This is a genomic window from Pseudomonas sp. M20 (genome assembly GCF_045037865.1).
Classification (GTDB): domain Bacteria; phylum Pseudomonadota; class Gammaproteobacteria; order Pseudomonadales; family Pseudomonadaceae; genus Aquipseudomonas.
Map to the genome: position 1 here is coordinate 1,238,449 of NZ_CP173611.1, position 26,854 is coordinate 1,265,302.

General features: G+C 60.9%; 15 protein-coding genes. 6 read left to right on the forward strand and 9 right to left on the reverse strand.

Going from position 1 to position 26,854, the window contains the following annotated elements:
* Positions 1 to 412: 412 nt before the first annotated feature.
* The 3 genes from ACI514_RS05680 to mnmH all read left to right on the forward strand — a co-directional run bounded on the left by ACI514_RS05680 (position 413) and on the right by mnmH (position 13,312).
* The gene (locus ACI514_RS05680; RefSeq protein ID WP_405123253.1) at positions 413 to 10,936 is read left to right on the forward strand and encodes an autotransporter-associated beta strand repeat-containing protein; all 10,524 of its coding nucleotides are present in this window, start codon (positions 413 to 415) and stop codon (positions 10,934 to 10,936) included.
* 238 nt (positions 10,937 to 11,174) lie between these two features.
* The gene (gene selD, locus ACI514_RS05685; protein ID WP_150795782.1) at positions 11,175 to 12,209 is read left to right on the forward strand and encodes a selenide, water dikinase SelD; all 1,035 of its coding nucleotides are present in this window, start codon (positions 11,175 to 11,177) and stop codon (positions 12,207 to 12,209) included.
* Positions 12,209 to 13,312: a tRNA 2-selenouridine(34) synthase MnmH gene (gene mnmH, locus ACI514_RS05690; RefSeq protein WP_405123254.1), complete on the forward strand. Its 1,104-nt coding sequence runs from the start codon at positions 12,209 to 12,211 to the stop codon at positions 13,310 to 13,312. The genes selD and mnmH overlap by 1 nt, the downstream gene beginning before the upstream one ends.
* Positions 13,313 to 13,431: 119 nt before the next feature.
* Here the strand turns inward: mnmH and ACI514_RS05695 are convergent, their stop codons facing one another.
* Complete coding sequence (locus ACI514_RS05695; RefSeq protein ID WP_016985322.1) at positions 13,432 to 14,106, reverse strand: hypothetical protein; 675 nt, start codon at positions 14,104 to 14,106, stop codon at positions 13,432 to 13,434.
* 316 nt (positions 14,107 to 14,422) lie between these two features.
* Here ACI514_RS05695 and ACI514_RS05700 point away from each other — a divergent pair, with 316 nt between their 5' ends.
* Positions 14,423 to 15,121 carry a glutathione binding-like protein gene (locus tag ACI514_RS05700; protein WP_160058735.1) on the forward strand — a complete coding sequence of 233 codons (699 nt, stop codon included), beginning with the start codon at positions 14,423 to 14,425 and terminating at the stop codon, positions 15,119 to 15,121.
* A gap of 242 nt (positions 15,122 to 15,363) precedes the next feature.
* Positions 15,364 to 16,338: a porphobilinogen synthase gene (hemB, locus tag ACI514_RS05705; protein WP_160058734.1), complete on the forward strand. Its 975-nt coding sequence runs from the start codon at positions 15,364 to 15,366 to the stop codon at positions 16,336 to 16,338.
* 18 nt (positions 16,339 to 16,356) lie between these two features.
* Here hemB and ACI514_RS05710 read toward each other — a convergent pair whose 3' ends face one another.
* From ACI514_RS05710 to ACI514_RS05730, 5 genes are all read right to left on the reverse strand, one after another.
* A complete protein-coding gene (locus tag ACI514_RS05710) occupies positions 16,357 to 16,920 on the reverse strand; it encodes a dCTP deaminase domain-containing protein (protein WP_160058733.1) in 564 nt (187 codons plus the stop codon).
* Positions 16,917 to 17,636: a hypothetical protein gene (locus tag ACI514_RS05715; protein WP_160058732.1), complete on the reverse strand. Its 720-nt coding sequence runs from the start codon at positions 17,634 to 17,636 to the stop codon at positions 16,917 to 16,919. The genes ACI514_RS05710 and ACI514_RS05715 overlap by 4 nt, the downstream gene beginning before the upstream one ends.
* Complete coding sequence (locus ACI514_RS05720; RefSeq protein ID WP_405123255.1) at positions 17,633 to 19,363, reverse strand: NUDIX hydrolase; 1,731 nt, start codon at positions 19,361 to 19,363, stop codon at positions 17,633 to 17,635. Before ACI514_RS05720 ends, ACI514_RS05715 begins: the two co-directional genes overlap by 4 nt.
* 132 nt (positions 19,364 to 19,495) lie before the next feature.
* The gene (locus ACI514_RS05725; RefSeq protein WP_160058730.1) at positions 19,496 to 21,025 is read right to left on the reverse strand and encodes an FAD-dependent oxidoreductase; all 1,530 of its coding nucleotides are present in this window, start codon (positions 21,023 to 21,025) and stop codon (positions 19,496 to 19,498) included.
* A 345-nt stretch (positions 21,026 to 21,370) separates the two neighbouring features.
* Positions 21,371 to 23,575: a TonB-dependent receptor gene (locus ACI514_RS05730; RefSeq protein ID WP_405123256.1), complete on the reverse strand. Its 2,205-nt coding sequence runs from the start codon at positions 23,573 to 23,575 to the stop codon at positions 21,371 to 21,373.
* A gap of 274 nt (positions 23,576 to 23,849) precedes the next feature.
* On the opposite strand from ACI514_RS05730, the gene ACI514_RS05735 reads away from it, so the two are divergent.
* Positions 23,850 to 24,941: a DUF1615 domain-containing protein gene (locus ACI514_RS05735; protein ID WP_405123257.1), complete on the forward strand. Its 1,092-nt coding sequence runs from the start codon at positions 23,850 to 23,852 to the stop codon at positions 24,939 to 24,941.
* Positions 24,942 to 25,011: 70 nt separating this feature from the next.
* Here the strand turns inward: ACI514_RS05735 and ACI514_RS05740 are convergent, their stop codons facing one another.
* From ACI514_RS05740 to ACI514_RS05750, 3 genes are all read right to left on the reverse strand, one after another.
* On the reverse strand, positions 25,012 to 25,452 hold the full coding sequence (locus tag ACI514_RS05740; RefSeq protein ID WP_160058727.1) for a phage infection protein: 441 nt from the start codon (positions 25,450 to 25,452) through the stop codon (positions 25,012 to 25,014).
* 132 nt (positions 25,453 to 25,584) lie between these two features.
* The gene (locus tag ACI514_RS05745; RefSeq protein ID WP_405123258.1) at positions 25,585 to 26,277 is read right to left on the reverse strand and encodes an anti-sigma factor domain-containing protein; all 693 of its coding nucleotides are present in this window, start codon (positions 26,275 to 26,277) and stop codon (positions 25,585 to 25,587) included.
* A complete protein-coding gene (locus tag ACI514_RS05750) occupies positions 26,274 to 26,807 on the reverse strand; it encodes a sigma-70 family RNA polymerase sigma factor (RefSeq protein WP_405123259.1) in 534 nt (177 codons plus the stop codon). Before ACI514_RS05750 ends, ACI514_RS05745 begins: the two co-directional genes overlap by 4 nt.
* Positions 26,808 to 26,854: the final 47 nt, after the last annotated feature.

Genomic DNA, 26,854 nt, shown 5'->3' on the forward strand with positions numbered 1-26,854 from the left:
GCGTACCAAAACCTTCAATGGGCTGAAAAATCTGTCCTTTTTCAGTATTTCCTGATGGATCGGTCAGGCGCGGGTTTGCAGACCCTACAGTTCCCTGTGGGAGCGAGCTTGCTCGCGAAGGCGGGGTATCAGAAAAGTATCCGCAAGCTGACAACGCATTCGCGAGCAAGCTCGCTCCCACAGTTTTTAACCTCTTCACAGTCAATGACTGCGGGCTGAAACGCTGATGCCAGACCCCCTCTAGTATTAAAGTATTAACACCATTTAATCCGTGCCCCATTGCCGGGCGTCTACTAGCTTTGTCCCCAATAACGCGGTTTTGTGATGACCGTCGCAGTCTTGATTCGCGTGTGGAATAAGCACGGCTCTTCGCGCGCTCAAGGAAGAAATTGGCCACGACAAGGAGTAGCCCGTGGAAGCAAGGTTTGGTGTCGCCCTCGTTTCGCGCTTTTCCCCTCTTTCCCTTGCTGTGCATCTGAGCGTCGCCGGACTGTTGTTCGGCGGCGTCAGCGCACCTGCGCTGGCCACGTGCTCCACGGCGGGTTCAACGGTGACCTGTACCGGCGTGCCCAGCCTGCCGCTGTTTCTCAACAACTTCTCCAGCGCCACCAGTGGTTTGACGGTCAACGTCAACAGCGGCGCGCAGATGAACGCGACCCTCGGCGGCCATGTGATGGACCTGACCGGGGTGAACATCTCCCTGAACAACTCCGGCACTATCGACCCGGCGCTGCTCGGCCTGGTCTCGGTATTGAGCGGCGGTGCATTCATCGGCACTGGCGCGACGAGCACGGTCAGTGTGCTCAACAACGCCAGCGGGATCATCCGTGGTACGGGGATGCTGCTCGGGCTCAACCTGACCAGCATCGACGGCCTGGCCATTGGCGTGAACAACGCCGCGGCCGGCACCACCAGCATCACCAACAACGGCACCATCACCTCGACCGGACTCTCGATCGGCGGCATCACCCTGGCCGACACCCCGGTGATCGGCGTTTACGGCGGCTCGCAGGTCAACATGACCAACAGCAGCACCGGTGTCATCAATGGCCGGATCGCCTTCGAGACCTCGGCGGCAGGCAACACCTTCACCAACGCCGGTGCGATTACCGGCGGCGTGTCGATGGGCGCGGCGAGCACCAACACCTTCACCGCGGTGACCGGCTCCAGCGTCAACGTCGGTGACGGTGTACAGATCAGCGTCGGCCTTGGCGGTTTGATCGGCATCAACCTGACCTTCGCCCCAACCGGTACGGTGGATGGCGGTGCGGGCGGCACCAACAGCCTGATCCTGCAAAACCCGGCTGGCGTCGGCGGCGGTATCACCGGGACTGGCACGGCATCGAGCGCCACCTACATCAACTTCAACAACCTGACCCTCAACAGCGGCACCTGGACCTTGCAGGGGCCACTGGTCAGCGGCGCGACCACGCTCAATGGCGGTATCGCGAATTTCAACAACAACGCCACCTTCGGCAGCGGCGTCATCACCTCCAACGGCGGGATTCTGCAAGCCAGCAATGCCGGGTTGAACATCAGCAATCTGATTTCCCTCGGTGCCGGCGGCGTTACGGTACAAGGCGGCAACGCCACCACCCTGAGCGGGGTGATTTCCGGCAGCGGCGGTTTCACCAAGGCCGGTACCGGTCAGCTAAACCTTAGCGCCGCCAATACCTATCTGGGTAACACCACGCTCAATGGCGGCACGGTGCAGTTGGGCAACAATCAGGCGTTCAGCACCGGCACGCTCAATGTGACCGGCGCGACAACGCTGAGCGCACCGGGCACGATCAGCCTGGCCAACGCCATCAGCCTCGGCGGCACCTTGACCGCCGGCGGCACTGGCGCACTGACCCTCGGCGGTTTGATCAGCGGCAGCAGCGGCCTGACCAAAACCGGTACTGGCAGCCTGACCGTCAGTGGCGCCAATACAGGTTTCACTGGCACCACCACTCTCAGCGCCGGCAGCCTGCTGGTGACCAATAACAACTCGCTCGGTAGCGGCGCGCTCAACACGGCCGCCGGTACCAGTCTCGATAGCACCGCCAACGTAACGCTGGCGAATAACATCGGCATGACCGGCGCGCTCAACGTGCTCGGCAGCAATGCCCTGACCCTTGGCGGCGTATTGTCCGGCACCGGCGGCATCACCAAGTCCGGCAGTGCCAGCCTGACGTTGACCGGCAACAACAGCAACAGCGGCAACACGTTGCTCAATGCCGGCAGCCTGTTGGTGGGCAGCAACACCGCGCTGGGGACCGGCGCGCTGAATGCGGCGGCGGGCACCACGCTGGATGCGACCACGGCGGTGACCCTGGCCAATGCCGTCGCGCTCGCGGGGGGGCTGACCGTTGGTGGCACGCAAGCATTGGGCCTGAGTGGTGTCGTCAGTGGTGCCGGCAATCTAATCAAAAACGGCACCGCCAACCTGAGTCTCAGCGGCAACAACACCTTCTCCGGCGGTACTGCGCTGAATGCCGGCACGTTGATTGTCGGTTCCAATACTGCGCTGGGCACTGGCGCCTTGGCCACGGCGGCGGGTACTACGCTCGACGCCAGCACGGCAGTGGCGCTGACCAACGCGGTCTCCCTCGGCGGCAACCTCAATGTCGGCGGCAGCGCCAACCTGACCCTGGGCGGAATTGTCAGCGGCAGCGGCGGGCTGACCAAGAACGGCGCGGCCAACCTGGTTCTCAACGGCGCCAACACCTTCCTCGGTGCGGTCGCGTTGAACGCGGGCACGATTACGGCGGGTGCCAACGCGGCGCTCGGCAGCGGCAATATCACCGTTGGCGGCGTGGCCACCCTCGACAGCAATGCGGCGGTGACGCTGAACAACGCGGTCATTCTCAACAACAGCCTGGGGATCGGTGGTAGTAACGCGCTGACCCTCGGCGGGGTGATCAGTGGCGCCAGCCAACTGGTGAAAAACGGCGCCGCCAATCTCACTCTTAACGGCACCAACACCTACAGCGGCGGCACCACGCTGAATGCTGGCAGCCTCACCGTCGGCAACGGCGCCGCACTGGGCACTGGCGCGTTGTCGGTGGAAGGTGCGGGCACGCTCAACAGCAGTTCGGCCGTGACCCTGAACAACAACGTGATTCTCAACGCCAACCTTACCGCTGGCGGCGCCAACGCACTGACCCTCGGCGGGGTGATCAGTGGCGGCAACGGTTTGATCAAGACCGGCGCATCGAGCCTGACCCTCAACGGCAACAACACCTACACCGGCACCACCGCGCTGAATGCCGGTTCGCTGGTGGTCGGCTCCAGCACGGCCCTCGGCACCGGCACACTGAACGCCTCGAACGGCACCACCCTTGATGCCAGCACTGCGGCAACGCTGGCCAACAACGTCAACCTCGGCGGCACCCTGACCTTGGGCGGCAGCAATGCGCTGACCTTGGGCGGCGTGGTCGCCGGTATCGGTGGGCTGACCAAGAACGGCGCTGCCGACCTCACCCTCAATGGCGCCAACACTTATTTTGGCAACACCGCGTTGAACACCGGCAAACTGATTGTCGGTAGCAACACCGCGCTGGGTTCCGGTACGTTGAACGCGGCCGCCAACACCACGCTGGACGCCAACACCGCCGTCAGTCTGAGCAATGCCGTGGCACTCGCCGGTGCCTTGAATATCGGCGGCACGGCGAATATGACCCTGACCGGTCTGGTCAGCGGCGCCGGCAGTCTGGTGAAAGACGGCGCGGCCAATCTGATTCTCAATGCGGCCAACAATTACCTCGGCGGCACCACGCTGAACGCCGGCACCCTGACCGTCGGCAACAGTTCGGCGCTCGGTTCCGGTGCGCTGACCGTCGCTGGCGCGGCAACGCTGGACAGCAATTCTCCACTGGTCAGCCTCAACAACGCCGTCGCCCTGAATGCGGCGCTTAGCGTTGGCGGCACGCAGAACCTCACCCTCGGCGGTGTCACCAGCGGCACTGGCCAGTTGATCAAGGACGGCGCGGCCAATCTCACCCTCAATGGCAACAACACCTTCAGCGGCGGCACCACGCTCAATGCCGGTACGCTGACCTTGGGCAATGCCAACGGCCTCGGCAGTGGCGGATTGATCGTCGGCGGTGCGGCGACGCTGGATAACAGCGCCTCGTTCGGCATCGGCAACGCCATTACGCTGAATGCCGGACTGACCGTCGCCGGCAACAACGATCTGAGCTTGAACGGCATCATCGACGGCGCTGGCAGCCTGACCAAAAACGGTCTGTCGGATCTGACCCTCGCCGGCAATAACACTTTTACCGGCGCACTGAACATCATCTCGGGCAGCGTCACCACCCTCAACAGCAATGCGCTGGGCAGCACTTCCGGGGTCAACATCAGCGCCGGCGCCGGGCTCAATCTGGGCAGCGACGCCAGCCTCGGCGCGCTGACCGGCAGCGGCAGTGTGCAACTGACCGGCAGCAACACCCTGACCGTCGGCGGTGGCAACGTCACCAGTACCTTTGACGGTGATCTCAGCGGCAGCGGCGGCCTGGTCAAAGTCGGTACCGGCACCTTGAACCTCACTGGCATCAACGGCATTACCGGCAACACCGCGATCAATGGCGGCACCGTGGATCTCAGCGGTTCGCTGGCCAGTGCACAGGTCAACGTCAATACCGGCGGTACGCTGACCGGCACCGGTTCGGCGCTTGGTAGCGTCAACGTCAACAGCGGCGGGCATCTGGCGTTGGCGTCGGGCAATCAACTGTCCGCCGGTGCGCTGACCCTCGCGGCCGGCAGCAATGTCGATGTGGCGTTGGGCACGCCGTCGACCACTTCGCTGATGAACGTCGGCGGCAACCTCACCCTCGACGGCAATCTCAACGTCACCGATGCCGGCGGTTTTGGCGTCGGCGTGTATCGCCTGTTCAACTACACCGGCGCCCTGACCAATCTGGGCCTCGATGTCGCCAGCGTGCCGGTCGGTTATGGTCTCGGCGATCTGCTGGTACAGACCGGCGTGGCCAATCAGATCAACATTCAAGTCTCCGCGCCGAACAGCAACATCCGTTACTGGGACGGCAGCCAGACCATCGCCAACGGTGTGGTCGATGGCGGTAGCGGCACGTGGAATGCGGTCGGCACCAACTGGACCGATGCCAACGGTCTGGTCAACCAGCCGTGGGCGGGTGATTTCGCGGTGTTCCAGGGCACCGCCGGCACGGTGACGGTAAACGGCACGCAGGCATTCACTGGCATGCAGTTCCTCACCGACGGCTACAACGTAATCAACGGTGCAGCGGGGCAACTCACAGCGGTCAACGGCACCGGCGGCACTACTTCGTTGCGCGTTGATCCGGGCGTGACGGCGACCATCAATGCCAATATCGATGGCAGCGGCATCCTTAATAAACTCGACGCCGGCACCCTGGTGCTGGGTGGTGCCAACACTTATACCGGCGGCACGCAACTGGACGGCGGCAAGATCATCGTCGGCAGTAACACCGCGCTCGGCACCGGCACGTTGACGGCGAATGCCGGCACGCAACTGGACAGCAACGCGGCGGTGACACTGGCCAACGCCGCGACGCTGAACGGCAACCTCACCGTGGTCGGCAGCAATGCACTGACCCTCAACGGCGTGATTGGCGGCACGGGTGGTCTGATCAAAACCGGCACGGCGAACCTGACCCTCGGCGGTAACAATGCCTTCCTTGGCCCGGTTGCCTTGAACGCCGGCGGACTGATTCTGGCGTCGAACTCGGCGCTGGGTTCTGGCACGTTGAACGCGGCGGGCGGCACCACGCTGGATGCGAGCACAGCGGTTTCGCTGAACAATGCGGTGAATCTGGCCGGCAACCTCGGCATCGGTGGTACGGCGGATCTGACCCTGGCCGGCACGGTCAACGGCGCTGGCAGCCTGAGCAAAAACGGCGCAGCCAACCTGACCCTCAGCGGCAATAACAACTTCCTCGGCGGCACCACCCTGAACGCCGGCACCCTGACCGCTGGCAGCAACTCGGCACTGGGTCTGGGCAATCTCACCGTAGCTGGCGCCTCGGCGCTCGACAGCAACAGCGCGCTGAGCCTGGGCAACAACGTGGTGCTCAACGCCAACCTGAGCAACACCGGCAGCAACAACCTGACCCTCGCCGGCGTTGTCAGCGGCGCGGGTGGCTTGATCAAGAACGGCGCGTCGAACCTGACACTCAACGGCATCAATACTTACTCCGGCGGTACCACGCTGAATGCCGGCACGCTGACCCTTGGTACGGGCAGCTCTCTGGGCAGCGGCGCGCTGACCGTGGCCGGCGCTTCGACCCTCGACAATTCCGCGCCACTGGTGCTGGCCAACAACCTCAACGTCAATGCCAATCTGGCCCTGGCCGGCAACAACAACCTGACACTCGGCGGTGTCATCGCCGGCGCCGGTACGCTGAGCAAAAACGGTCTGGCCGACGTGACACTGAGTGGCAGCAACACCTTCAGCGGCACCTTCGATGTGCTCGCCGGCAGCCTGACCACGTTGAGTGGCGCGGCACTGGGCAACAACGCCACGGTTAATCTCGCGAGCGGCGCGGCGCTGAATCTCGGTGCTTCGGGCAGCCTTGCCAGCCTCACTGGCAGCGGCACTGCGCTGATCGGCACGGGCAATACGTTGAGCCTTGGCGGCAACAATGTCAGCAGCACCTTCGCCGGCATCCTCAGCGGTGACGGCAGCCTGAGCAAACTCGGCAGCGGCACCCTGACCCTCAGCGGCATCAGCGACCTCACCGGCGATACCAACGTCAACGCCGGCACCCTGCAGGTCAACGGTTCGCTGGCCAGCGGTAACGTGCTGGTCAATAACGGCGGCACGCTCGGTGGCAGCGGCACCTTGACCGGTGCCGTGACGGTGGCCGATGGCGGTCATCTGGCGGGCGTCACCGGCAGTACGCTGAACGTGAGTACGCTGCTGTTCAACGGCAATTCAAACTTCGACGTCGGCCTCGGCACCCCGGTGTCCGGTGGCGGCAATGCGCTGGTCAGCGTCGGCGGTAATCTGACACTCGACGGCACCCTCAATGTCAGCGACATCGGTGGTTTCGGCAGCGGTGTCTATCGCCTGATCGACTACACCGGCGGCCTGACCGACAACGGCATGCTCTTCGGCACACTGCCGGGCAGCGTCAGCCCGGGCGATCTGACCCTGCAAACCGCTCTGGCCAATCAGATCAACCTGCTGGTCACCGCACCGGGCGTCACCGTGCAGTTCTGGGACGGCAACCAACTGCTGGCCAACGGTTCGGTCGAAGGCGGCAGCGGCACTTGGAACACTGGCACCACCAACTGGACCGACGTCAACGGCACCACCAATCAGGCCTGGACCAACAACTTTGCGGTGTTTCAGGGCGCGGCCGGTACGGTGACCGTCAATGGCGCGCAAACCATCACCGGCATGCAGTTCGTCACCGATGGCTACAGCCTGGTGAACGGCACGGCGGGCTCGCTGAATCTGGTCAACGGTTCGCTGGGCAATGCCACGGTGCGGGTTGACCCGAACGCCACGGCAACCCTCGGTGTGGCGCTCAATGGCAGCGGCACGCTGGGCAAATACGACAGCGGTACGCTGGTGCTCAACGCGGCCAACGGCTACACCGGCGGCACGGCGCTCAATGGCGGCAAAATCGTGGTTGGCAACAACGCGGCGCTCGGCACTGGTGTGTTGACCGCTGCTGACGGCACGGCGCTGGACAGCAACGCGGCCGTCAGTCTGGGCAACGACGTGGTCGTCAATGGTGGTTTGACCGTTGCCGGCTCCAACGCCTTGACCCTCGGCGGCGTGGTCAGCGGCAGCGGCAGCCTGATCAAGGCCGGCGCATCGAGCCTGACCCTCAACGGCAGCAACACTTACAGCGGTGGTACTCAATTCGCCGGCGGTACGCTGATCCTCGGCAACAACAGTGCACTCAGCAGCGCCGCGCTCAACGTGACCGGCAACGGCACCCTCGACAGCACCTCGGCGCTGCAACTGGCCAACGCCGTCAACCTTGGCGCTCAACTGACCCTGGCCGGTAATCAGAACACCACGTTGATCGGTGCGGTGACCGGCACCGGCAGTCTGCTGAAAAACGGTAGCGGCGATCTCGTCCTCAGTGGCGCCAACACCTACAGCGGCGGCACCACACTGAACGGCGGCACGACGCGCGGTGACACCAGCAGCCTGCAAGGGGCGATCGTCAACAACGCAACGCTGACCTTCGAGCAGAACGCTGACGGCAGCTACACCGGCAACCTCACCGGCGCCGGTACGCTGAACAAAGCCGGCACCGGTGAGCTTCTGCTGGCCGGCAACAACACCTTCACCGGCAACACCTCGGTGCAGGCTGGCAACCTGATCGTCAACGGTGTGCTCAACAGCGCCAGCGTCAACGTTGCCAGCGGCGCGAGCATCGGCGGTGGCGGCCAACTCGGCGGCGCCGTGCAACTGGCCAGCGGTGCGACGCTGGCTGGCGGTGGCACGGCGACGCCGTTGTCGGTCGGTTCGCTGGCGTTGTCCTCGGGAACCAATCTGGACTTCAGTCTCGGCTCGGCGGCCAGTTCGACCACCGTGGTCAACGTCGCCGGCAACCTGACCCTCGACGGTACGCTGAACATCAGCAACGCCGGCGGTTTCGGCACTGGGGTTTATCAACTGTTCAGCTACGGCGGCAGCCTCACCGACAACGGTCTGGTGTATGGCAGCCTGCCGGTGTCGGCGGCCAATCTGACCCTGCAAACCGCCATCGCCAATCAGATCAATCTGCTGGTGCAAGGCACGCCGGGTGAGGTGCAGTTCTGGAACGGTGGCACCACCAATCCCGATGGCAGCATCGGCGGCGGTAGCGGTGTATGGGGCCCAGGCACTAACTGGACCGATCCGAGCGGTACCCAGGCCTTGGCTTCAAATGGTCAGTTCGCGGTGTTCGGTGGCCAGGCCGGTACGGTGACCGTGCAGGGCAATCAGAACTTTACCGGTCTGCAATTTCTCTCCGGCGGCTATAGCCTGGTTCCGGGGGCTGGCGGTACGCTGACGCCGGTCAACGGCACGGACGGCAGCCTCGCGCCAGTGCGGGTCAATGCCGGTGGGAGTGCGGAAATCTCTACGCCACTGGTGGGCACGGGCGGCATCGAGAAACTTGATTCCGGCACGTTGGTATTGAGCGGCGCCAACACTTACAGCGGAGGCACCACCGTCAGCGGCGGTACGTTGATCGGTAATACCACCAGCTTGCAGGGCAACATTCTCAACAACGCTTCGCTGGTGTTCCAACAGAACGTCAATGGTCTGTTCAACGGATCGCTGAGCGGACTTGGCGCGATGCTCAAAAGCGGTACTGGCACCTTGCTGTTGGCCGGTGATAACCCCTTCAGCGGCACGGTCGCGGTCGATCAAGGCGTGCTGCAAGTCGGCAGCCGTGCGGCGCGGGCTTCGCTGGGCGGGCAAGTCACCGTGGCCAATGGGGCGGGGTTGAGCGGTAACGGCAGCGTCGGCTCGGTGGTCAACCACGGTGTGGTGGCTTCTGGCGCCGAGGCTGGAACCCTGAGCGTGGCCGGTAACCTGACCAACGCATCCGACGGTGTGCTGGCACTGACGGTCAGCTCGCCAACCGCAACACCATTGGCAGTCGGGGGCACCGCGGCGTTGGGCGGCGCCTTGCAAGTCAACTCGCTGGCACCGTTCACCGGCAACACCACGTATTCGCTGATCACGGCGGGCGGTGGCGTGAACGGCACCTTCAGCGCTGCGGACCTGCCGCAATACGCGTTCCTTAACAGCGCGCTGGTGTATGACGCTAATGCGGTGAACCTGGTGGTCAGCCGCAACGGCAATTCCTTCGCCGATGTCGCTGCCACCGGCAACCAGTTCCGAACCGCCACCGCGCTGTCGAACAACGGCCCGGCGGGCGCGGCGTTGCAGAACGAGATCGTCAACCTCAGTGTCGCCGGTGCGCGTAATGCCTTCGACAGTCTGTCGGGTGAGATCCACGCCAGCACCGCCAGTGCGATTCTCGAGGATTCGCGTTATGTGCGTGACGCAGTCAACGATCGCATGCGCCAACCATCATGCAGCGCGGCGGATGATCCACGCCGAGCCCTGGCGCCAAGTGACAACCAATTGAGCAGCAACGGTTGCCACGGCGAAATGGTCGGCTGGGCGCGGGCACTCGGCGCCTGGGGCGAGTCGGATGGCGACAGCAATGCGGCGAAACTTGATCGCAACCTCAGCGGCTTCATGCTCGGCACCGACAAGCAACTCGATGACCAGTGGCGCGTGGGTATGGCCGCCGGTTACACCCGCAGCGATCTCGATGCGCATGATCGTCGCTCGGATGCCACCGTCGAAAGCTACCACCTGGCGGCGTACCTCAACTCGCAGTTCGATGCCCTGGCGGTGCGCCTCGGCGCGGCTTACAGCTGGCACGACATCGAAACCAAACGCAACGTCAGCGTCGGCAGCTACAACGATCGTCTGAAAGCCAACTACGACGCACGCAGCGCCCAGGTGTTCGGTGAAGTCGGTTACGCCATCGACGCGGGCGGCATTGCCCTTGAGCCGTTCGCAGGGCTCGCCTACGTCAACTACGACACTGACAAAGCCAAGGAGAAAGGCGGAGTAGGGCGCCTGGAAGCGGATGCCGATCAAGACATCACCTTCTCGACCCTCGGTGTACGCGCCGGCAAAGTCATCACCCTGGCCAACGGCGGGCAATTCACCCCGCGCGCGGCCATCGGCTGGCGCCATGCCTTTGGTGACACCAAGCCTGACGCTGATCTGACCTTCATCGACGGCGGCGCGTCGTTCAGCACCCAAGGCGTGCCGATCGCCAAGGACAGCGCGATTGTTGAAGCGGGGGTCGACTTCCAGATCAGCCCGACCGGCAAACTCGGGGTTGGCTATTCGGGGCAACTGTCGAACGACAGCAATGACCATGCGATGACCATCAGCTTCAGCCTGGGCTTCTGATTTAGGGTCGAAGCACTTTTAGCCGCCCGTAAGGGCGGTTTTTTTTGCCTGTAAATTCTTTGGCAACCCGATGCGTGTGGTGACTGTTCGATTGCCTTCGCGAGCAGGCTCGCACACAGGGGAATGCGGTGCAAATGTGGGAGCGAGCCTACTCGCGAAGGGGCCGCTCAGTCAGTGCAAAAAACTGCTGGGCCGTGCTCTGCTAGAATCCGCCCCATCAACAGCCTGAGACTCCCCCATGAGCGAGCCGATTCGTCTGACCCAATACAGCCACGGCGCCGGTTGCGGCTGCAAGATTTCCCCGCAGGTGCTGGAAGTGATTCTGGCCGGCAGCGGTGCGCAGAACCTTGATCCGAAACTGTGGGTCGGCAACGCCTCGCGGGATGACGCGGCGGTATACGAGATCGATGCCGAGCGCGGTGTGGTCTCGACCACGGACTTTTTCATGCCGATCGTCGATGACCCGTTCGACTTCGGCCGCATCGCCGCGACCAACGCGATCAGCGATATCTACGCGATGGGCGGTGATCCGCTGATGGCCATCGCGATTCTCGGCTGGCCGGTCAATGTGCTGGCCCCGGAAGTGGCGCGTGAAGTGATTCGCGGTGGCCGTGCGGTTTGCGACGCGGCGGGCATTCCACTGGCGGGCGGGCATTCGATCGATGCGCCGGAGCCGATCTTCGGCCTCGCGGTCACCGGTCTGGTCGAGAAGCGCCACATGAAGCGCAACGACACCGCCACCGCCGGTTGCCTGTTGTACCTGACCAAACCGCTGGGCATCGGCATCCTCACCACCGCCGAGAAAAAGGGCAAATTGCGCGCCGCCGACGTCGGCGTGGCCCGCGACTGGATGTGCACCTTGAACAAACCCGGCAGCCGCTTCGGCAAACTCGCCGGCGTTACGGCGATGACCGACGTCACCGGTTTTGGTCTGCTCGGGCATCTGGTGGAAATGGCCGATGGCAGCAAGCTCACCGCGCGCATCGCCTACGACCGGGTGCCGCGTCTGGACAGCGTCGAGTACTACCTCGATCAGGGCTGTGTGCCCGGCGGTACGCTGCGTAATTTCGACAGCTATGCCAGCAAGGTCGGCCGCGTGCAGGAGCTGCATAAGCGCGTGCTCTGCGACCCACAAACCAGCGGTGGTCTGTTGATCGCGGTGACGCCTGAAGGCAATGAAGAATTCCTCGCCGTCGCCGCCGAACTGGGTCTGAACCTGGCGCCAATCGGCGAACTGGTTGAGCGACAGACGAACGCAGTCGAGGTGATTTGATGCTCCGCGACTGCACTGACTACCGAGACATTTTCCTCAACGACCGGCCGCTGATGGATGCCCGCGCGCCGGTCGAGTTTCACAAGGGCGCGTTCCCCGGTGTGATCAACCTGCCGCTGATGAACGACGTCGAACGGCAGAAGATCGGCACCTGCTATAAACAGCGCGGTCAGCAGGCTGCCATCGAGTTGGGCCATCAATTGGTGTCGGGCGCGGTGAAAGCCGAGCGTATCGAGGCTTGGGCCGATTTTGCCCGCGCCCATCCTGACGGTTATCTCTATTGTTTTCGTGGTGGCCTGCGCTCGCAGATCACCCAGCAGTGGCTGCGTGACGAAGCCGGCATTGACTATCCGCGTGTCGGCGGCGGCTACAAGGCAATGCGCAACTTCCTTATCGACACCCTTGAGCAGGCCATCGCGCAATGTGATTTCGTACTGCTCGGCGGCATGACCGGCACCGGCAAGACCGAAGTGCTGGTGCAACTGCAAAACGGCCTGGACCTTGAAGGGCACGCCAATCATCGCGGCTCCAGCTTCGGCAAGCGCGCCACCGGGCAGCCGTCGAACATCGACTTTGAAAACCGTCTGGCCATCGACATTCTCAAGAAGCGCGACGCGGGTATCACGCAGTTTGTGCTGGAGGACGAGAGCCGGGTGGTCGGCAGTTGCGCCTTGCCGCTGCCGTTGTATCAGGGCATGCAGCAGTACCCGATGGTCTGGCTGGAAGACAGTTTTGAGGATCGTGTGGAGCGGATCCTGCGCGATTATGTGGTCGATCTGTCGGCGGAGTTCTCTACGGTGCATGGCGAGGAGGGCTTTACGCTGTTTTCTGAACGTCTGCTGGAAAGCCTCAACAACGTGCAGAAGCGCTTGGGTGGCGAGCGCCATCGACGCTTGCTGATTTTGATGGAAGACGCGTTGGCGGCGCAGGGGCGTAGCGGGGCGGTGGACTTGCATCGCGGCTGGATCGAAGGGTTGCTGCGTGAGTATTACGACCCGATGTATGTGTTTCAGCGCGAGAAGAAGGGCGGGCGGATCGAGTTTGCCGGGGAGCGTGGGGCGGTGCTTGAGTATTTGCGTGAGCGGCTGAGCCAGAAAGGTTGAGTTTGTAGCGGCTGGCCTCTTCGCGAGCAGGCTCGCTCCGACAGGGGATTTGTATTTCACGCAGATCCAATGTGGGAGCGAGCCTGCTCGCGAAGGGGCCGGGTCAGACCACACAAGAATCAGGTCGGGCAGGTTTCCTTGCCATGATCCAGCCCCTGCTTGTAGCTGTGGCTCTGCAGACTGGCCTTGCCGTTGTGCCAGGTCAGGGTCAGTACATACAGCGAGTCAAAATCGTTGCCCGCCCAGTCCTCAGTGATGTTCTGTTTCTCGCCGACCGCTTTGCCAGCCACCTTGTTGATCAACTCCGGCAGATAGCCGTGGGACCACGCGGTGTAAATCGTCGAGTTGTGATACTTGTCTTCCAGCAGCTCGCGGGCCAGATCGCTGGTGTCGTTGGCCGAGAACTCGATGTTCACCGGCAGACCGAGCTTGATCGCGGCAGGGCTGATGGTCATCAGCGGGCGAATGTAGCTGTAGGAGTTGTCCAGCTCACCTTCCTCGACATTGCGTGTCGGGTTGGCGGCGAACACGTAATCGGCCTTGCCGAATTTTTCCGGCAGCAGCGTCGACAGGTCGATGGCGCGGTTCAGGCCCTGGCAGTTGAGCTGGCCGAGACCGCCCTCGGGTTTTTCTGCGTGGCGCAGGAACACCAGGGTCTGGGTGCCATCCGCCGGTTGCGCGCGGCTTTCGCTGGACTCAAGCGACAGAAACAGCGCACTGACGGCCAGCAGGGAAGGCAGGGCCACATACGCACGGTGTTTGAAGCGTTTGGCGAATCGCATAAGGTTCGTCATGAAATAGAAAGTTCTTCAGCAGATTCAATTAAGGCTGACAAACCTTTACACCACGGGCTCCCAGCACCGGGTGTTTTCCCTGTCATGAACGGCTTCCTCTGCAACAAAGGCATAGCTCAGAGTCCCCTGAGGGCCGTTTGGTTCGATCGTCCGAGTGCGCAGCACTCTAACGGCTCCGTTTAGCGGCCTGGTGGCAGGTTAGCGACAGGATGTTGCGGATTTAAGTAGGTGCAACGACGCTGGCAAAAAGAACCCGCGCTAGAGCGTGTGATCCTGGATTATGCTCAGGACTTTAATTTGTGACTGGATGCTTCCCATGACCGATCTGTCCGCGTTCCCGATCACCCAGAAGTGGCCGGCGCAGTACCCTGACTGGATTCAGCTCTATTCCTTGCCGACGCCCAACGGCGTCAAAGTCTCGATCATGCTCGAAGAAATCGGCCTGCCGTACGAGCCGCACAAGGTTGCTTTCGACAGCAATGATCAGCTGTCCGCCGAGTTCCTGTCGCTGAACCCGAACAACAAGATCCCGGCGATCCTCGATCCCCATGGTCCCGAAGATAAGCCGCTGCCGCTGTTCGAGTCCGGTGCGATCCTGATTTACCTGGCCGACAAAAGCGGCCAGTTGCTCGCCCAGGAAGGCGCGCAGCGTTACGAAACCATCCAGTGGTTGATGTTCCAGATGGGCGGCATCGGCCCGATGTTCGGCCAGCTCGGCTTCTTCAACAAATTTGCCGGCAAGGACTACGAAGACAAGCGTCCGCGTGATCGTTATGTCGACGAAAGCAAACGTCTGCTCAAAGTGCTCGACGGTCGGCTCGAGGGCCGTGACTGGATCATGGGCGAGCGCTACACCATCGCCGATATCGCCACGTTCCCATGGGTGCGTAATTTGATCGGGTTTTACGAGGCCGGTGATCTGGTTGGCATCAGCAACTTCCCGAATGTCACCCGGGTGCTTGAGCGATTCCTCGCGCGTCCGGCGGTCATTCGCGGCCTGACCATCCCTTCCTGACACCACACATCCCCCTGTAGGAGCTGCCGAAGGCTGCGATCTTTTGATGTTGATTTTTAAAAGCAAGATCAAAAGATCGCAGCCTTCGGCAGCTCCTACAGGGGATTTGTTGTGTCACAGCGATTATTACACCCCCAGTAATGCACTCTTGATTGATCCAGGTTTGTACCCCAACCCCCGCAAGGCATAAGCTTCGCCCCCTACGACTTTCGTCTCATCTGCCGTTTTCAGGAAAGGCCCTCATGTCCAGTCAGTTCCCCGAAGCACGTCCACGCCGTCTGCGCCGCAATGCGAGCCTGCGCAGCCTGTTCCAGGAAACCGAATTCAGCCTGAACGATCTGGTGCTGCCGATTTTCGTCGAAGAAGAAATCGACGACTTCGTGCCGATCAAAAGCATGCCCGGGGTAATGCGTATTCCCGAGCGCAAACTGGCCAGCGAAATCGAGCGTTATGCCCGTGCCGGCGTCAAGTCGGTGATGACCTTCGGCGTGTCCCACCATCTGGACAGCAACGGCAGCGACACCTGGCGCGACGATGGTCTGGTCTCGCGCATGTCGCGCATTGCCAAGGATGCCGTGCCGGAGATGATCGTGATGTCCGACACCTGCTTCTGCGAATACACCGATCACGGCCACTGCGGCGTGATGCACAACCATGAAGTCGACAATGACCAGACCCTGATCAACCTCGGCAAACAAGCCGTGGCAGCGGCGCGTGCCGGTGCTGATGTGATCGCGCCGTCGGCGGCGATGGACGGTCAGGTGCGGGCGATTCGCCAGGCACTGGACGCGGCCGGCTTCACCCAGATTCCGATCATGGCCTACTCGACCAAATTTGCTTCGGCACTGTACGGCCCGTTCCGCGAAGCCGGTGGCAGCGCGCTGAAAGGCGACCGCAAAAGCTATCAGATGAACCCGATGAACCGCCGCGAAGCCTTGCGCGAATCACTGCTCGACGAGCAAGAAGGTGCCGACGCGCTGATGGTCAAACCGGCTGGCGCGTACCTCGACATCATCCGCGACATCCGCGAAGCCTCGAACCTGCCGCTGGCGGCGTATCAGGTCAGTGGTGAGTACGCGATGATCAAGTTCGGCGCACAGGCCGGGGCGATCGATGAGGATCGCGTGGTCCGTGAAAGCCTCGGCGCGATCAAGCGCGCGGGTGCAGATCTGATCTTCACTTACTTTGCGATGGATCTGGCGCTGGCCGGGATCTAGATAGCCCGCCGCCAGCACCTAGCGGGCTGGCTTGAGGTTGAAGTTTGTCGGTAGTGTCTGCTCCCCGGCTGCATAAATCCCTGAGTAGGTAGTGCGGCTGGGGGAGCGTTGCTGATGCACACGCAGGTGACAGAGCTTGACACCGGGATACAGGCGAATGTTATCTCGCGACAGATTAATGATCTCGAGTGTCAATCTCGAGGGCTCGCGCTCGCCGAAGGTCGCGGCGATAAAGTTGGAGCCAAAGTTCAGATTCATGCCAATGCGTGCATAGCAGGACAACAGACCCATCTCGGCACATACGTTGTTCCCCAGCCGCAGTCTTTCCACGGACGAGGCGAGGTAAAGCACCCCCGGCTCGAGTACATACCCTTCTGGCGGTATTTGGACTTCGGTGAATAACGCGGCGGTGTCAGTCGAACGGCTATCGATGGTGACAGCGGTCGATTGTCGAACCAGCATTCGGTCGTGCAAGCGCAACAGATAGCTGGAAGAGCGCAGACAATCAGGATTGAAGTCAACTATCTGCAAATCTTCACCATTATGCCCGTTGAGGATGTCGGTATCGCTCCAGACACTCATAGCACTATCTCCGTGGCACTCTCGCACTGCTCGGGATCAAACAGGGCTATATAGTTATCCGGGGCAAGCAGCCAGGTCGAAATTCCAGCGCTGCGGATGATCTGCACCGATGCGCTGTCCATGATGTAATGCCCAGGGTTCTGTGCTTCGAATGATTCTGCGCGCGCTCCGAGATCGGCTATCGGCCATTTTTCGATGCGAGTCGGAGTGGGGAACCCGGCTGAGAAAACCGGAACCTTGGCTTTGAAGACGATCAACTTGTCTGCCGCGATGGCTTGAGCTGCTGCGGCTGCCAAAGTATCGGTGGAGGCATAACGAATGTCTGGATCGACAAAGAAGATCGTTGCGCGGCTGTCCGCCATAACAGCATTCAGCTCGGTGACGGGCACCAGTACTTCATGCACGCTGGCGCCAGATCTGCTGCAGTACGAGAGGAAGACTTTCTGCAGCGTTCGCACGTGATCGGTACCAATCGCTTTCAGCTCGTCAGCGCTGGCATGCATTTCTCTGGCGAAGTTGGTCTGCAGGTGCGAGCCCACTCCGCCGGAAACGATCACCCATTGTTGAGTGTTATCCTGAGATGAAATCAGTTTGAGAAGATCACGGTAAAAGTCGGCGTCGATCCGATAATCGCGGTAGCTTAGCCAGTCGATACTCGAGGTCGACGGCCCCTTCTTGATCATGCCTGCACCGGGCAATTTGATGACGATCGTCATGGCATATAACTCAATTTCTTCATTACGCCAAGTGCACCTGGGGTCAGAAGGTCTGCCTTGAGGTCGGCTATAGGGACAAGTTTGGTCTTGCTGATTTCGCTGCTGTCGAGTTGATAGTCACCATCCGGTAAATCGGCCTTGAAGACAAACCAGAGGTGTCGGTCCGCGTTATGACGGCAGGCATCGTTGAGTTCGAAGGCTGGCGTGATCAGTCGCGGGTTACTCAGGGTTAATCCCAGCTCTTCATAAACTTCCCGTTTGATCGCTTCTACAGGCGTCTCATGGCGGTTCACGTGTCCGGCGACAATGCTGTATTTTTCTTTGTAGAAGGGGTCAGCCTTTTTTATCAGCAGCAACTTGTCGTCTTTTTCAATGATCAATCCTGTGGAGAAATGAGTCACCGAACCATCGGGCGCAAGCACTTCACAGACCTGATCACCTTGCGCAAGAACGTCGGTTACCTTTTCAAGCCTGAGAAAGATGTCGTTGATGATCTTGTCCGAGTCAGCGTCTTTGGCAATGTCCTTGATTCGCGAATGCATTGCTTGCAGTTTCTTCTCCGTCATGCCCCGGCTGCAAAGCCATTGGCACATTTCTTTGACGGCTTGCTCGCCAACGGGTTTGCCTGACGAAGCCTTCAACTCAATGGTCTCGATCTTGCCACTCTGGCGGAAGGCTGCCAGGTCTTTTTGCAGTAACTGGTTATGTTCAGACTCCTTCACATCAACGGCAAACCGATAAAGGTTGTTGGCGTAGGAAAGAGGACCTGGTTGTATCTGCGCGTAGCCTTTTTGCTCCAGTGCCTTGATCTTGACGCCCGGATAACGCTGAGTGAAGAAGTGTAGTTCGATGTTGACTTGGTTCGTCAGCCTGGCAAGTTCGCGAATCGCGCCGAGAATCTTGATCATGCGGCGAACCATATCGGCTTCGACATGAACGCTGTCATCGTCGTTGCATACGAATTGTCCCTTCTGCCGGGTGAAGGCAGGATTTTCATATTCTTGCGTCAGGTCGAGCAGAGACTTATGACTCTGGATATAAGGACTGCAAATATAAAAGTGCAGGGTTTTTATATCTTTCTTGTGATTGGCAACGGTGGTGATGAAGTCCGAGGAGAGCTGCGACGTTGTGGTGAATATGTGCACGACCTCTTTACTGGTTGTTGCCAGTCTCTTGAGGAAATCGTTGTCGGAGGTGAGTTTAAGGTCGTCGCCGGTCACGTATTCTGAGGGAGGAGCAAGTGTGTCGGCAATTTTGTGTATCAGTGGGAAGTCCACGGTGGCCTCCCTGAGAAGATACTGGCGATAAGCCTGCCATTTGGCGGCTTTTTGCGCGAGGACTTTGAAATGTTGAAAGCCAAGAGTCGCGGCCTGCTTGACGTTCTTTTCACCCTGCAGCGTGACTATCATGGCTGCAGAAGATTTAACGGAGAGCTTCTCGATATAGACAGGTGTGATTTCGTCGTTTCTTTTACGTCGAAAAAGCTTCAGCTTTGTCAGTTTCGTTTCGCTGGGGGCGCAGAAAAACTGCTCGGTTTGCCGTTCCCATTGGATGGCGAAGATTCTGCTGATTTTTAGCAGGTATCGCTTGGTGGTCATGTCCCAGACCAGAAGACTAACAATCAACGCGCCAATCAGTTGATAGAAGAAGTCCTGTGTTGGAAATACCAGAACGTAGAAAAATAAAATCAATACTGCAGCGACGAGATATACCAAAATCCCTAGCATGTATCAGTCCTTATAAGGATGTATTTTGCGGTTCTACGATTTTTCAATCAGGCAACATCGCGGGAGTGAACGGCGGTAGACGGTAGCATAATGCTGGCATGCTGAAGTGTCATGCTGAATACGCCATCGAGTTCAAGGAAAGTAAGGTCGGACACCATGCTCCCGAAAGTAGCGTTCGATCACCTTCGGATCCGCACTGTTATCGGCAATCGCCACATAGGTATCCGGGCGCAGCAGGTAAAAACCGTTTCGCCCCAACCCCGCCGTGTCAAACGCCGGCCGCCAGTCGAACACATGCAGCGGCAAGTGATGTTCGTGGCACCAGGCAATCATTTCGTCGCTGGTGTCGCCGTAGACATGCACCTGCCAGCACGGCTGTCTGAGCGATTCGTAATTATCCCCCTCACCATCATGCGCCCACGGCAAACGGTCACCGCCGTGCACGTGGCCGGCTGCGCCCTGGCTCAGCGGCATACCGCGATAGTTGAGGGTGACTTGCGACACAGTGCGAAAAAGGAACTCGCGACTGGCCTCGAACGAGGCCATTTTCGGGATCAGAAACGGTGCCACGCGCATGCGCAGCAAGTCAGCCATGCGCCCCTCGGCGGTGACGAAGCTGAAGACTTTATCGGTGGTCGACACTAATCGGCGGGCGAAGGCAATGCGTTCGGTTTCGTAGCTGTCGAGCAGGCTCGGCTCGGCGGCGCCGCTGAGCACAGCGGCAAGTTTCCACGCCAGATTGATCGCGTCGCCGATGCCGGTGTTCATGCCCTGACCGCCCGCCGGGCTGTGCACATGCGCGGCATCGCCGAGAAGAAACGCGCGACCACTGCGAAAATGCTCGGCCACGCGGTGATGCACGCGGTAGGTCGAGAACCAGTGCACATCTTCGATATGCACTTTCAAGTGATCGATGGCACGGCTGCTGACATCGGAAAATTCCAGGGTTTCGGCGCGATCCGCACGTTCATCACGCACGGTGCCGATTAGCCTTGCGCGGCCTTCGCCGGCGAGAGGAAACACGGCGAGAAAGTCCGCTTCATCCAGATCCAGGTGCAATTCGCCGTTCATTGCCGGGCCGCTGGCCTTGACGTCGGCCACGTAGAAAATCTGCTGATAAGTTCCGCCGGGGAAACCGGTGTCGAGGGTTTTGCGCACGACTGAGCGGGCGCCGTCACAGCCGGCCAGATAACAGGCCTGGCAGATTTCCTGCTCGCCATCGGGCAGGCGCAAATGCGCGGTGAGGCCGTCGCCGGTTTCTTCGAAGCTTTCCAGTGTGGTGTCGCGCTCGACCGTGACGCCGTAGTCCTCGAGACGCTCGATCAGCAGCCGTTCGTGTTGATCCTGCGGGAAGATTTCGACGAACGCGTAGGGCGTCAGGCCTGCGCCGATGCGGTTCAGTGGCAACTGCGCGACCGGTTTGCCGTTGACCCAGAAAGTCGCCGCCGCGACCCGATGGCCGTTGCGCACCACTGTGTCGGCGAGGTCCAGTTGCCGGTACAACTCGAGGGTGCGCGCCTGCACCGCCAGGGCCCGCGATGTGGTGCCGGGTGCGGAGGTTTTATCGATGATGCGCACGCGCACGCCGAGTTTGCTCAGCCACAGGGCCAGTACCAGCCCGGTCGGGCCGGCGCCGATGATCAGGACGTCGCTGCGGTTCATGGGCCTGTCCTCCGTTTGCTGTGCAGCAAGTATGGATCAGCAGGCGAGGGTGGCCAGTGGATCGGCCAGACGGAAAAAGGCCCCGTAGTAGTGAGGCCTGTTTTCAGGTGTTCGGCGGGAAGGTTTTGGCGGTAGTGAAATTTACCCCCTCACCCCAGCCCTCCCGAAACGTCGGACCGCCCCCAAGGGGGCGAGGGGGAAAGGGAGCCGATTTGGGGGCTTTTCAGAACCTGAGTTCGACTCGATGGCACACGTCGGTGTACTTCGAAAGAACACCGCAATCAGTCCCCTCTCCCTCCGGGAGAGGGTTAGGCGGGCGGCGTTCCGATGAGGGGCTTTTCAGCCTTAGAAATCAATAGTGCCGGACAACTTCGCCACTCGTGGCTCACCCTGAGTCAGATACCCACCCTGAGCCGATTCCCAATACTTCTTGTTCGCCAGATTCTCTACACCCAGCCGCACGGTCACGTTCTTCTCCGACACCTTGAACGCATAACGCGCACCCGCATCGAAGCGGTTCCAGGTCGGCAGGCTCAGATTGTTCGCCGCATCGGCGTATTGACCGCCGGTGCGCAGCATCCGCGCATTCAGCGCTACGCCTTGCAGGCCCGGCACGTCCCAATCCGCACCAGCGTTGAACTGGAAGGTCGGCACCCCGATCGCACGGTTGCCGTCGTTGGCGCCGTTGAGGGTGTTCTTCAGTTCGGTGTCCATCAGGGTCAGGCCGCTGATCAGGCGCAGGCCCTGGATCGGCTCGCCGAACACGTTCATTTCCACGCCTTTGTTGACCTGCTCGCCTTCACGCACGTAGGTGCAGGTGGTGGGGCTGTTGATTTCGCAGTAACCATCGCTTGGTTGCTCGATGCGATAGACACCCAGGCTCGCGCCGTAAGTGCCCATGTCGACTTTCACCCCGACTTCGGTCTGCTTGGAGCGTTTCGGCGCATAGACTTCGTTGCCGTTGGTCACGCGGAAGCCGCCGGTGCTGGTCGGCGAGGTCGGGCCCTGAGCCAGGCCTTCGATGTGGTTGGCGTAGAACGACACATGTTCCCATGGCTTGAACACCACGCCATACACCGGCGTGGTGATCGACTCGTCGTAGCTCGACTTGCGATCGCCGCTGCCCCAGCTGGCGTAGTTGTAGCCTTGCACCACCAGTTGCTGGCGACGCAGGCCGGCGGTGACCAGCAGGCGATCATCGAAGAAACCGAGGGTGGCGGAAAGCGCGATGCTGCGGTTGAAGGTCTTTCCGGTGATGCCCGGATCATTCAAGTCGCCACCGGCAAAGTTGCCCACAGGCGACGGCGTCTGCACCGGGTGGTAGATGTTGTTGGCGTATTGGGTCAGGTCGAAATCATAGGCGCTGCGCTGCTCGGCCCAGATTCCGGTCAGGCCGAAGTTGAGCTTGTGGCTGATCGCGCCGGTATTGAATTTGCCGTTGAGGCCGGCCATGACGCTGGTGTTGTCTTCATCGTGGGGGACGAACGAACCCGTGGTAAACGACGCGCCGCTGTTGCCAACCAAAGTGGTCGAGTTGTAACGCCCGACTTCGCGGGTGTGCTTGGCGCCGCCGGCCGCGTAGGCGGTCCAGTTGTCGTTCAGGTCGTACTCGGCGCGAAGCATGCCGAAGGTGTCTTCGATGTCGGTGTAGCCCCACTTCGGCGCGTAGTTGGTGTCGGCCGATGGCGCATCCGGAATGTGTGTGGCGGTGCCGAGGTTGACCGAGCTGCGGCCACCGTTGACGCGCTCTTTCTGGTAGGCGAAGTCGCCGGAGACGCGCAGGGCGTCGCCGCGATAGTCGAGGCCGATGGCGAACAGTTTCGAGCGTTGATTCTCGTGATCGATACCGGTGTCACCTTCACGCTGGGCCAGGTTGATCCGGGCGCCAAAGCGGTTGTCTTCACCGAAGCGCTGGCCGATGTCGAAGTGATGACCGATACGGCCTTCGCTGTTGATGTCGGTGGTGTAACGCCGCAGCGGCACGTCGCCGGCGCGCTTCGGTTGCAGGTTGACGCCACCGCCGATGCCGGAACCGGTCGGGGTCACGCCATTGATAAAGGCGTTCGGGCCTTTGAACACTTCCACGCGCTCCAAGGCGTCGGTGGAAATGATCTGCCGTGGCAGCACACCGTAGAGACCGTTATAGGAAATATCGTCGCCGTTGAGCGGCAGTCCGCGAATCATGAAGACCTGCGCCTGGTTGGAGAAACCGGAGGCCTGACGTACCGACGAATCGTTGAGCAGCACGTCGGCGACGTTTTCGGCCTGCTGATCCTGGATCAGTTGTTCGGTATAAGAGGCGGCGCTGAATGGTACGTCCATCATGTCCTGATTGCCGAGCACGCCGAGCTGGCCACCCCGGGCAACCTGACCACCCGCGTAAACCGGGGGCAAGGCGTTGGGCGTCGGGGCTTGAGCATTGACGTTGACGTCGTCCAGCACCAGCGCTTTGGCATCGCCTTCAGCGGCGTGAGCGGTGACAGTCAGGGAGCACAGCAGGGCGAGAAACGTCGGGCGAAACGGGACGGCGAGTCGAGCTGGAGCGGGCATGTATGTACCTGGAGGCGCACGGCCGGTGAGAAAAATAAGGGCGGCGCGGGAACTCCTTGCGCAAATGCGACTCCAGGTGCAAATGATAGGTTTTCTCAGTAACGGTTTGCAATCGGTTTGTCATCACCTCTTCAAAACCCATATTCCTCTGTAGGAGCTGCCGGAGGCTGCGATCTTTTGATCTTGTTTTTTAAAGTCAAAAGATCGCAGCCTGCGGCAGCTCCTACACGGATTGTGTATGGTGGTTCTGGCTTATTGGACTGGATGGAGCAACATGCACAACCCTCGATTACCGATCACGCTCGCCGCATTGCTGGTGCTCGCCGGTTGCGCGGGGCAGCGCAGCCAGGAACCGGTGCCGCGTGCGCCTGCTGAAGTGAAGGCCGAGATCGTGCGGCTGATGCCGGCCAAGACTGCTGACCGGCAAGGCTGGGCCACCGATATCTACGCCGCGTTTGCCGCGCAGAGCATCAGCCCGACCACGCAAAACCTGTGCTCGGTGCTGGCCGTTGCCGAACAGGAATCCACCTTCCAGGCCGACCCCACCGTGCCCGGCCTGGGCAAGATCGCCCGCGACGAAATCGACCGTCGCGCCGCGAAAGTGCATATCCCCAGCCTGTTGGTCAGCGGCGCATTGCAAGTGCGTTCAACCAACGGCAAGACCTACAGCGAACGCCTGAATGCGGCGCGCAGTGAAAAAGAACTCAGTGGTATTTTCGACGACTTCATCGGCCGGGTGCCGATGGGTCGCACGCTGTTCGGCGGCTTCAACCCGGTGCACACCGGCGGGCCGATGCAGGTCAGCATCGAATTTGCCGAACAGCACGCCAAAGATTATCCGTACCCGGTGGACGGCACGATCCGCCGTGAGGTGTTCAGTCGCCGTGGTGGCATGTATTTCGGTATCGCGCATCTGCTCGGTTATCCGGTGAGTTATCGCGAGCCGCTGTATCGGTTTGCTGATTTCAATGCCGGTTGGTACGCGAGCCGCAATGCTGCGTTTCAGAATGCCGTGAGTCGCGCCTCGGGCATTCCGCTGGCGCTGGATGGCGATCTGATCCGCTACGACTCGATCATGCCCGGCGGCACGGAACTGGCGGTGCGTACCCTCGGCAAGTCATTGGGCATGCGCAACCCGACCATTCGCGATCAACTGGAGAAGGGCAAAACCCTGGAGTTCGAAGAGACCAAGCTCTATCAGCGGGTGTTCGAACTGGCAGAGCAAGCGGAGGGGAAGAAGCTGCCGCGTGCGGTGTTGCCGGGGATCGTGCTGCAGAGTCCGAAGATCACTCGCAAACTCACCACAGCGTGGTTCGCCAAGCGTGTGGACGAGCGCTACAAACGCTGCATGGCCAAGGCGGGATAAAACACACAGACATAAAAAACCCGGCTGAGGGAGCCGGGTTTCTCTGGGGTGTTGCGCTTACAGCCAATCATCAGGCAACGCGACGTTCGATCAGACGATCCGAGCCACCTTCGGCAACGCGACGTTCGATCAGACGATCCGAACCACCTTCGGCAACGCGACGTTCGATCAGACGATCCGAACCACCTTCAGCAACGCGACGTTCCAGCAGACGATCCGAACCACCTTCAGCCACGCGACGTTCGATCAGACGATCCGAACCACCTTCAGCAACGCGACGTTCGATCAGACGATCCGAACCACCTTCAGCAACGCGACGTTCGATCAGACGATCCGAACCACCTTCAGCAACGCGACGTTCGAGCAGACGATCCGAACCACCTTCAGCCACACGGCTTTCGATCAGTTTGTCCGAGCCGCCTTCGGCGATCATGGTGTGGGCCGGGGTAGCGGCGAAAGCGTTGATAGCGAAGACCGAGAAAGCGATACCGAGAAGAGTCTGGCGTTTCATGATGGTGTGCTCCGGGGTGTTGTTGGTTGGTATGGAGCAGATGTTACGCCCGGGATTTTTTATGAGAACTTCATTGCCGTGATGGTGAACATCGATGCCGATGATGGTAGCCAGGAGCCGCAGAGCAGAGCCTTACAGCACCTTCACAGCGCGCCCGATCGCCTGAATCGGCCCGGTCGGTTTGCCAATCGGCGAGCCATTGGCGCCCTCAAGTGTCAGCTCGAACAGCTGATTGGGTTGCAGCGGCGGCAACTTGTCCAGCGGCACCGATAAAGCCTCGCCTGGCTTGACCAGCCCCAGCGACACCGGCCCCTGCCAGCCTTCAGCCTTGGTCCAGAATTCCAGCGCCTTGTCCGCCGGTACTTCGACCACACCGAGCGGAATCAACTGAATCTCCCGCGAATTGCTCGCCTGAATCACCCAGCCCGGGGCCTTGTCCTGCGGCGCGACCAGCACCACCAGAAAGCTTGGTTTCGGCGTGGTCTGGGTCAGCAGGATCGAGCCCAAAATCAATGTGGCGGCCAGTCCAGCCGCACTCAGCCCGCGCCAGAGCGGCAGCAGATTCCACCATGAGGTCGACGGCGCTTTTAGCGTGAGCCGTTCGAGGCTGCGTTCGATCCGTGGCCACAACAGCGCCGAGGGTTGTTGCGCGGGCGCCAGATCGGTCAACTCCAGCAGACGCCGTTCCCAGGCATCCACCGCTGCACGCAATTCGGGCTCATTCGGCAAGCGCCGTTGCACCTCGATGCGCTGCTCGGCAGTCAATGTGCCGAGCACATATTCGCCAGCCAGTTCATCACGTTCCTGCGCCGATTCGCTGGTCATCCCATGCACTCCCGCAACGCATTGAGGCTGCGCTTGATCCACGCCTTGACCGTGCCCAGCGGCGTGTCGAGGCGCGCGGCAATTTGCGCGTGGCTGTAGCCGTCGACATAGGCATGCAGGATGCAGTGGCGGCGTTGTGGCTCGAGTTGTTCGAGGCAACGATGAATGCGTGCCGAATGCGCATGGGCATCGAATTCGTCAGCATCCCCGACTGTTTCGTGTTCAACGCCGAGCGACGTTTCACGACGGTGATCACGCAGCAGATTCAGCGCCAGATGCCGGGTCACGCTGAATATCCAGCCACGCGCCGAACCGCGCGCAGGGTCAAACCCTGCCGCACCGTTCCAGATCTTGATAAATGCTTCATGGACAACGTCCTCCGCCAGCGCCGTGTCGCGCACCAGGCGCTTGGCCACACCGAGCAGACGCGGGCCTTCCTGCACATACAAATCGCGCAGGGCCGACCGCTCGCCACGGGCACAGGCAGCGAGGCGGGCTTCGTAATCGAAAACGGATTCGGCTAAAGGCATGTCGTGCAATCTAGCTCACATTCCGCAAACATCCAGAACACATAATT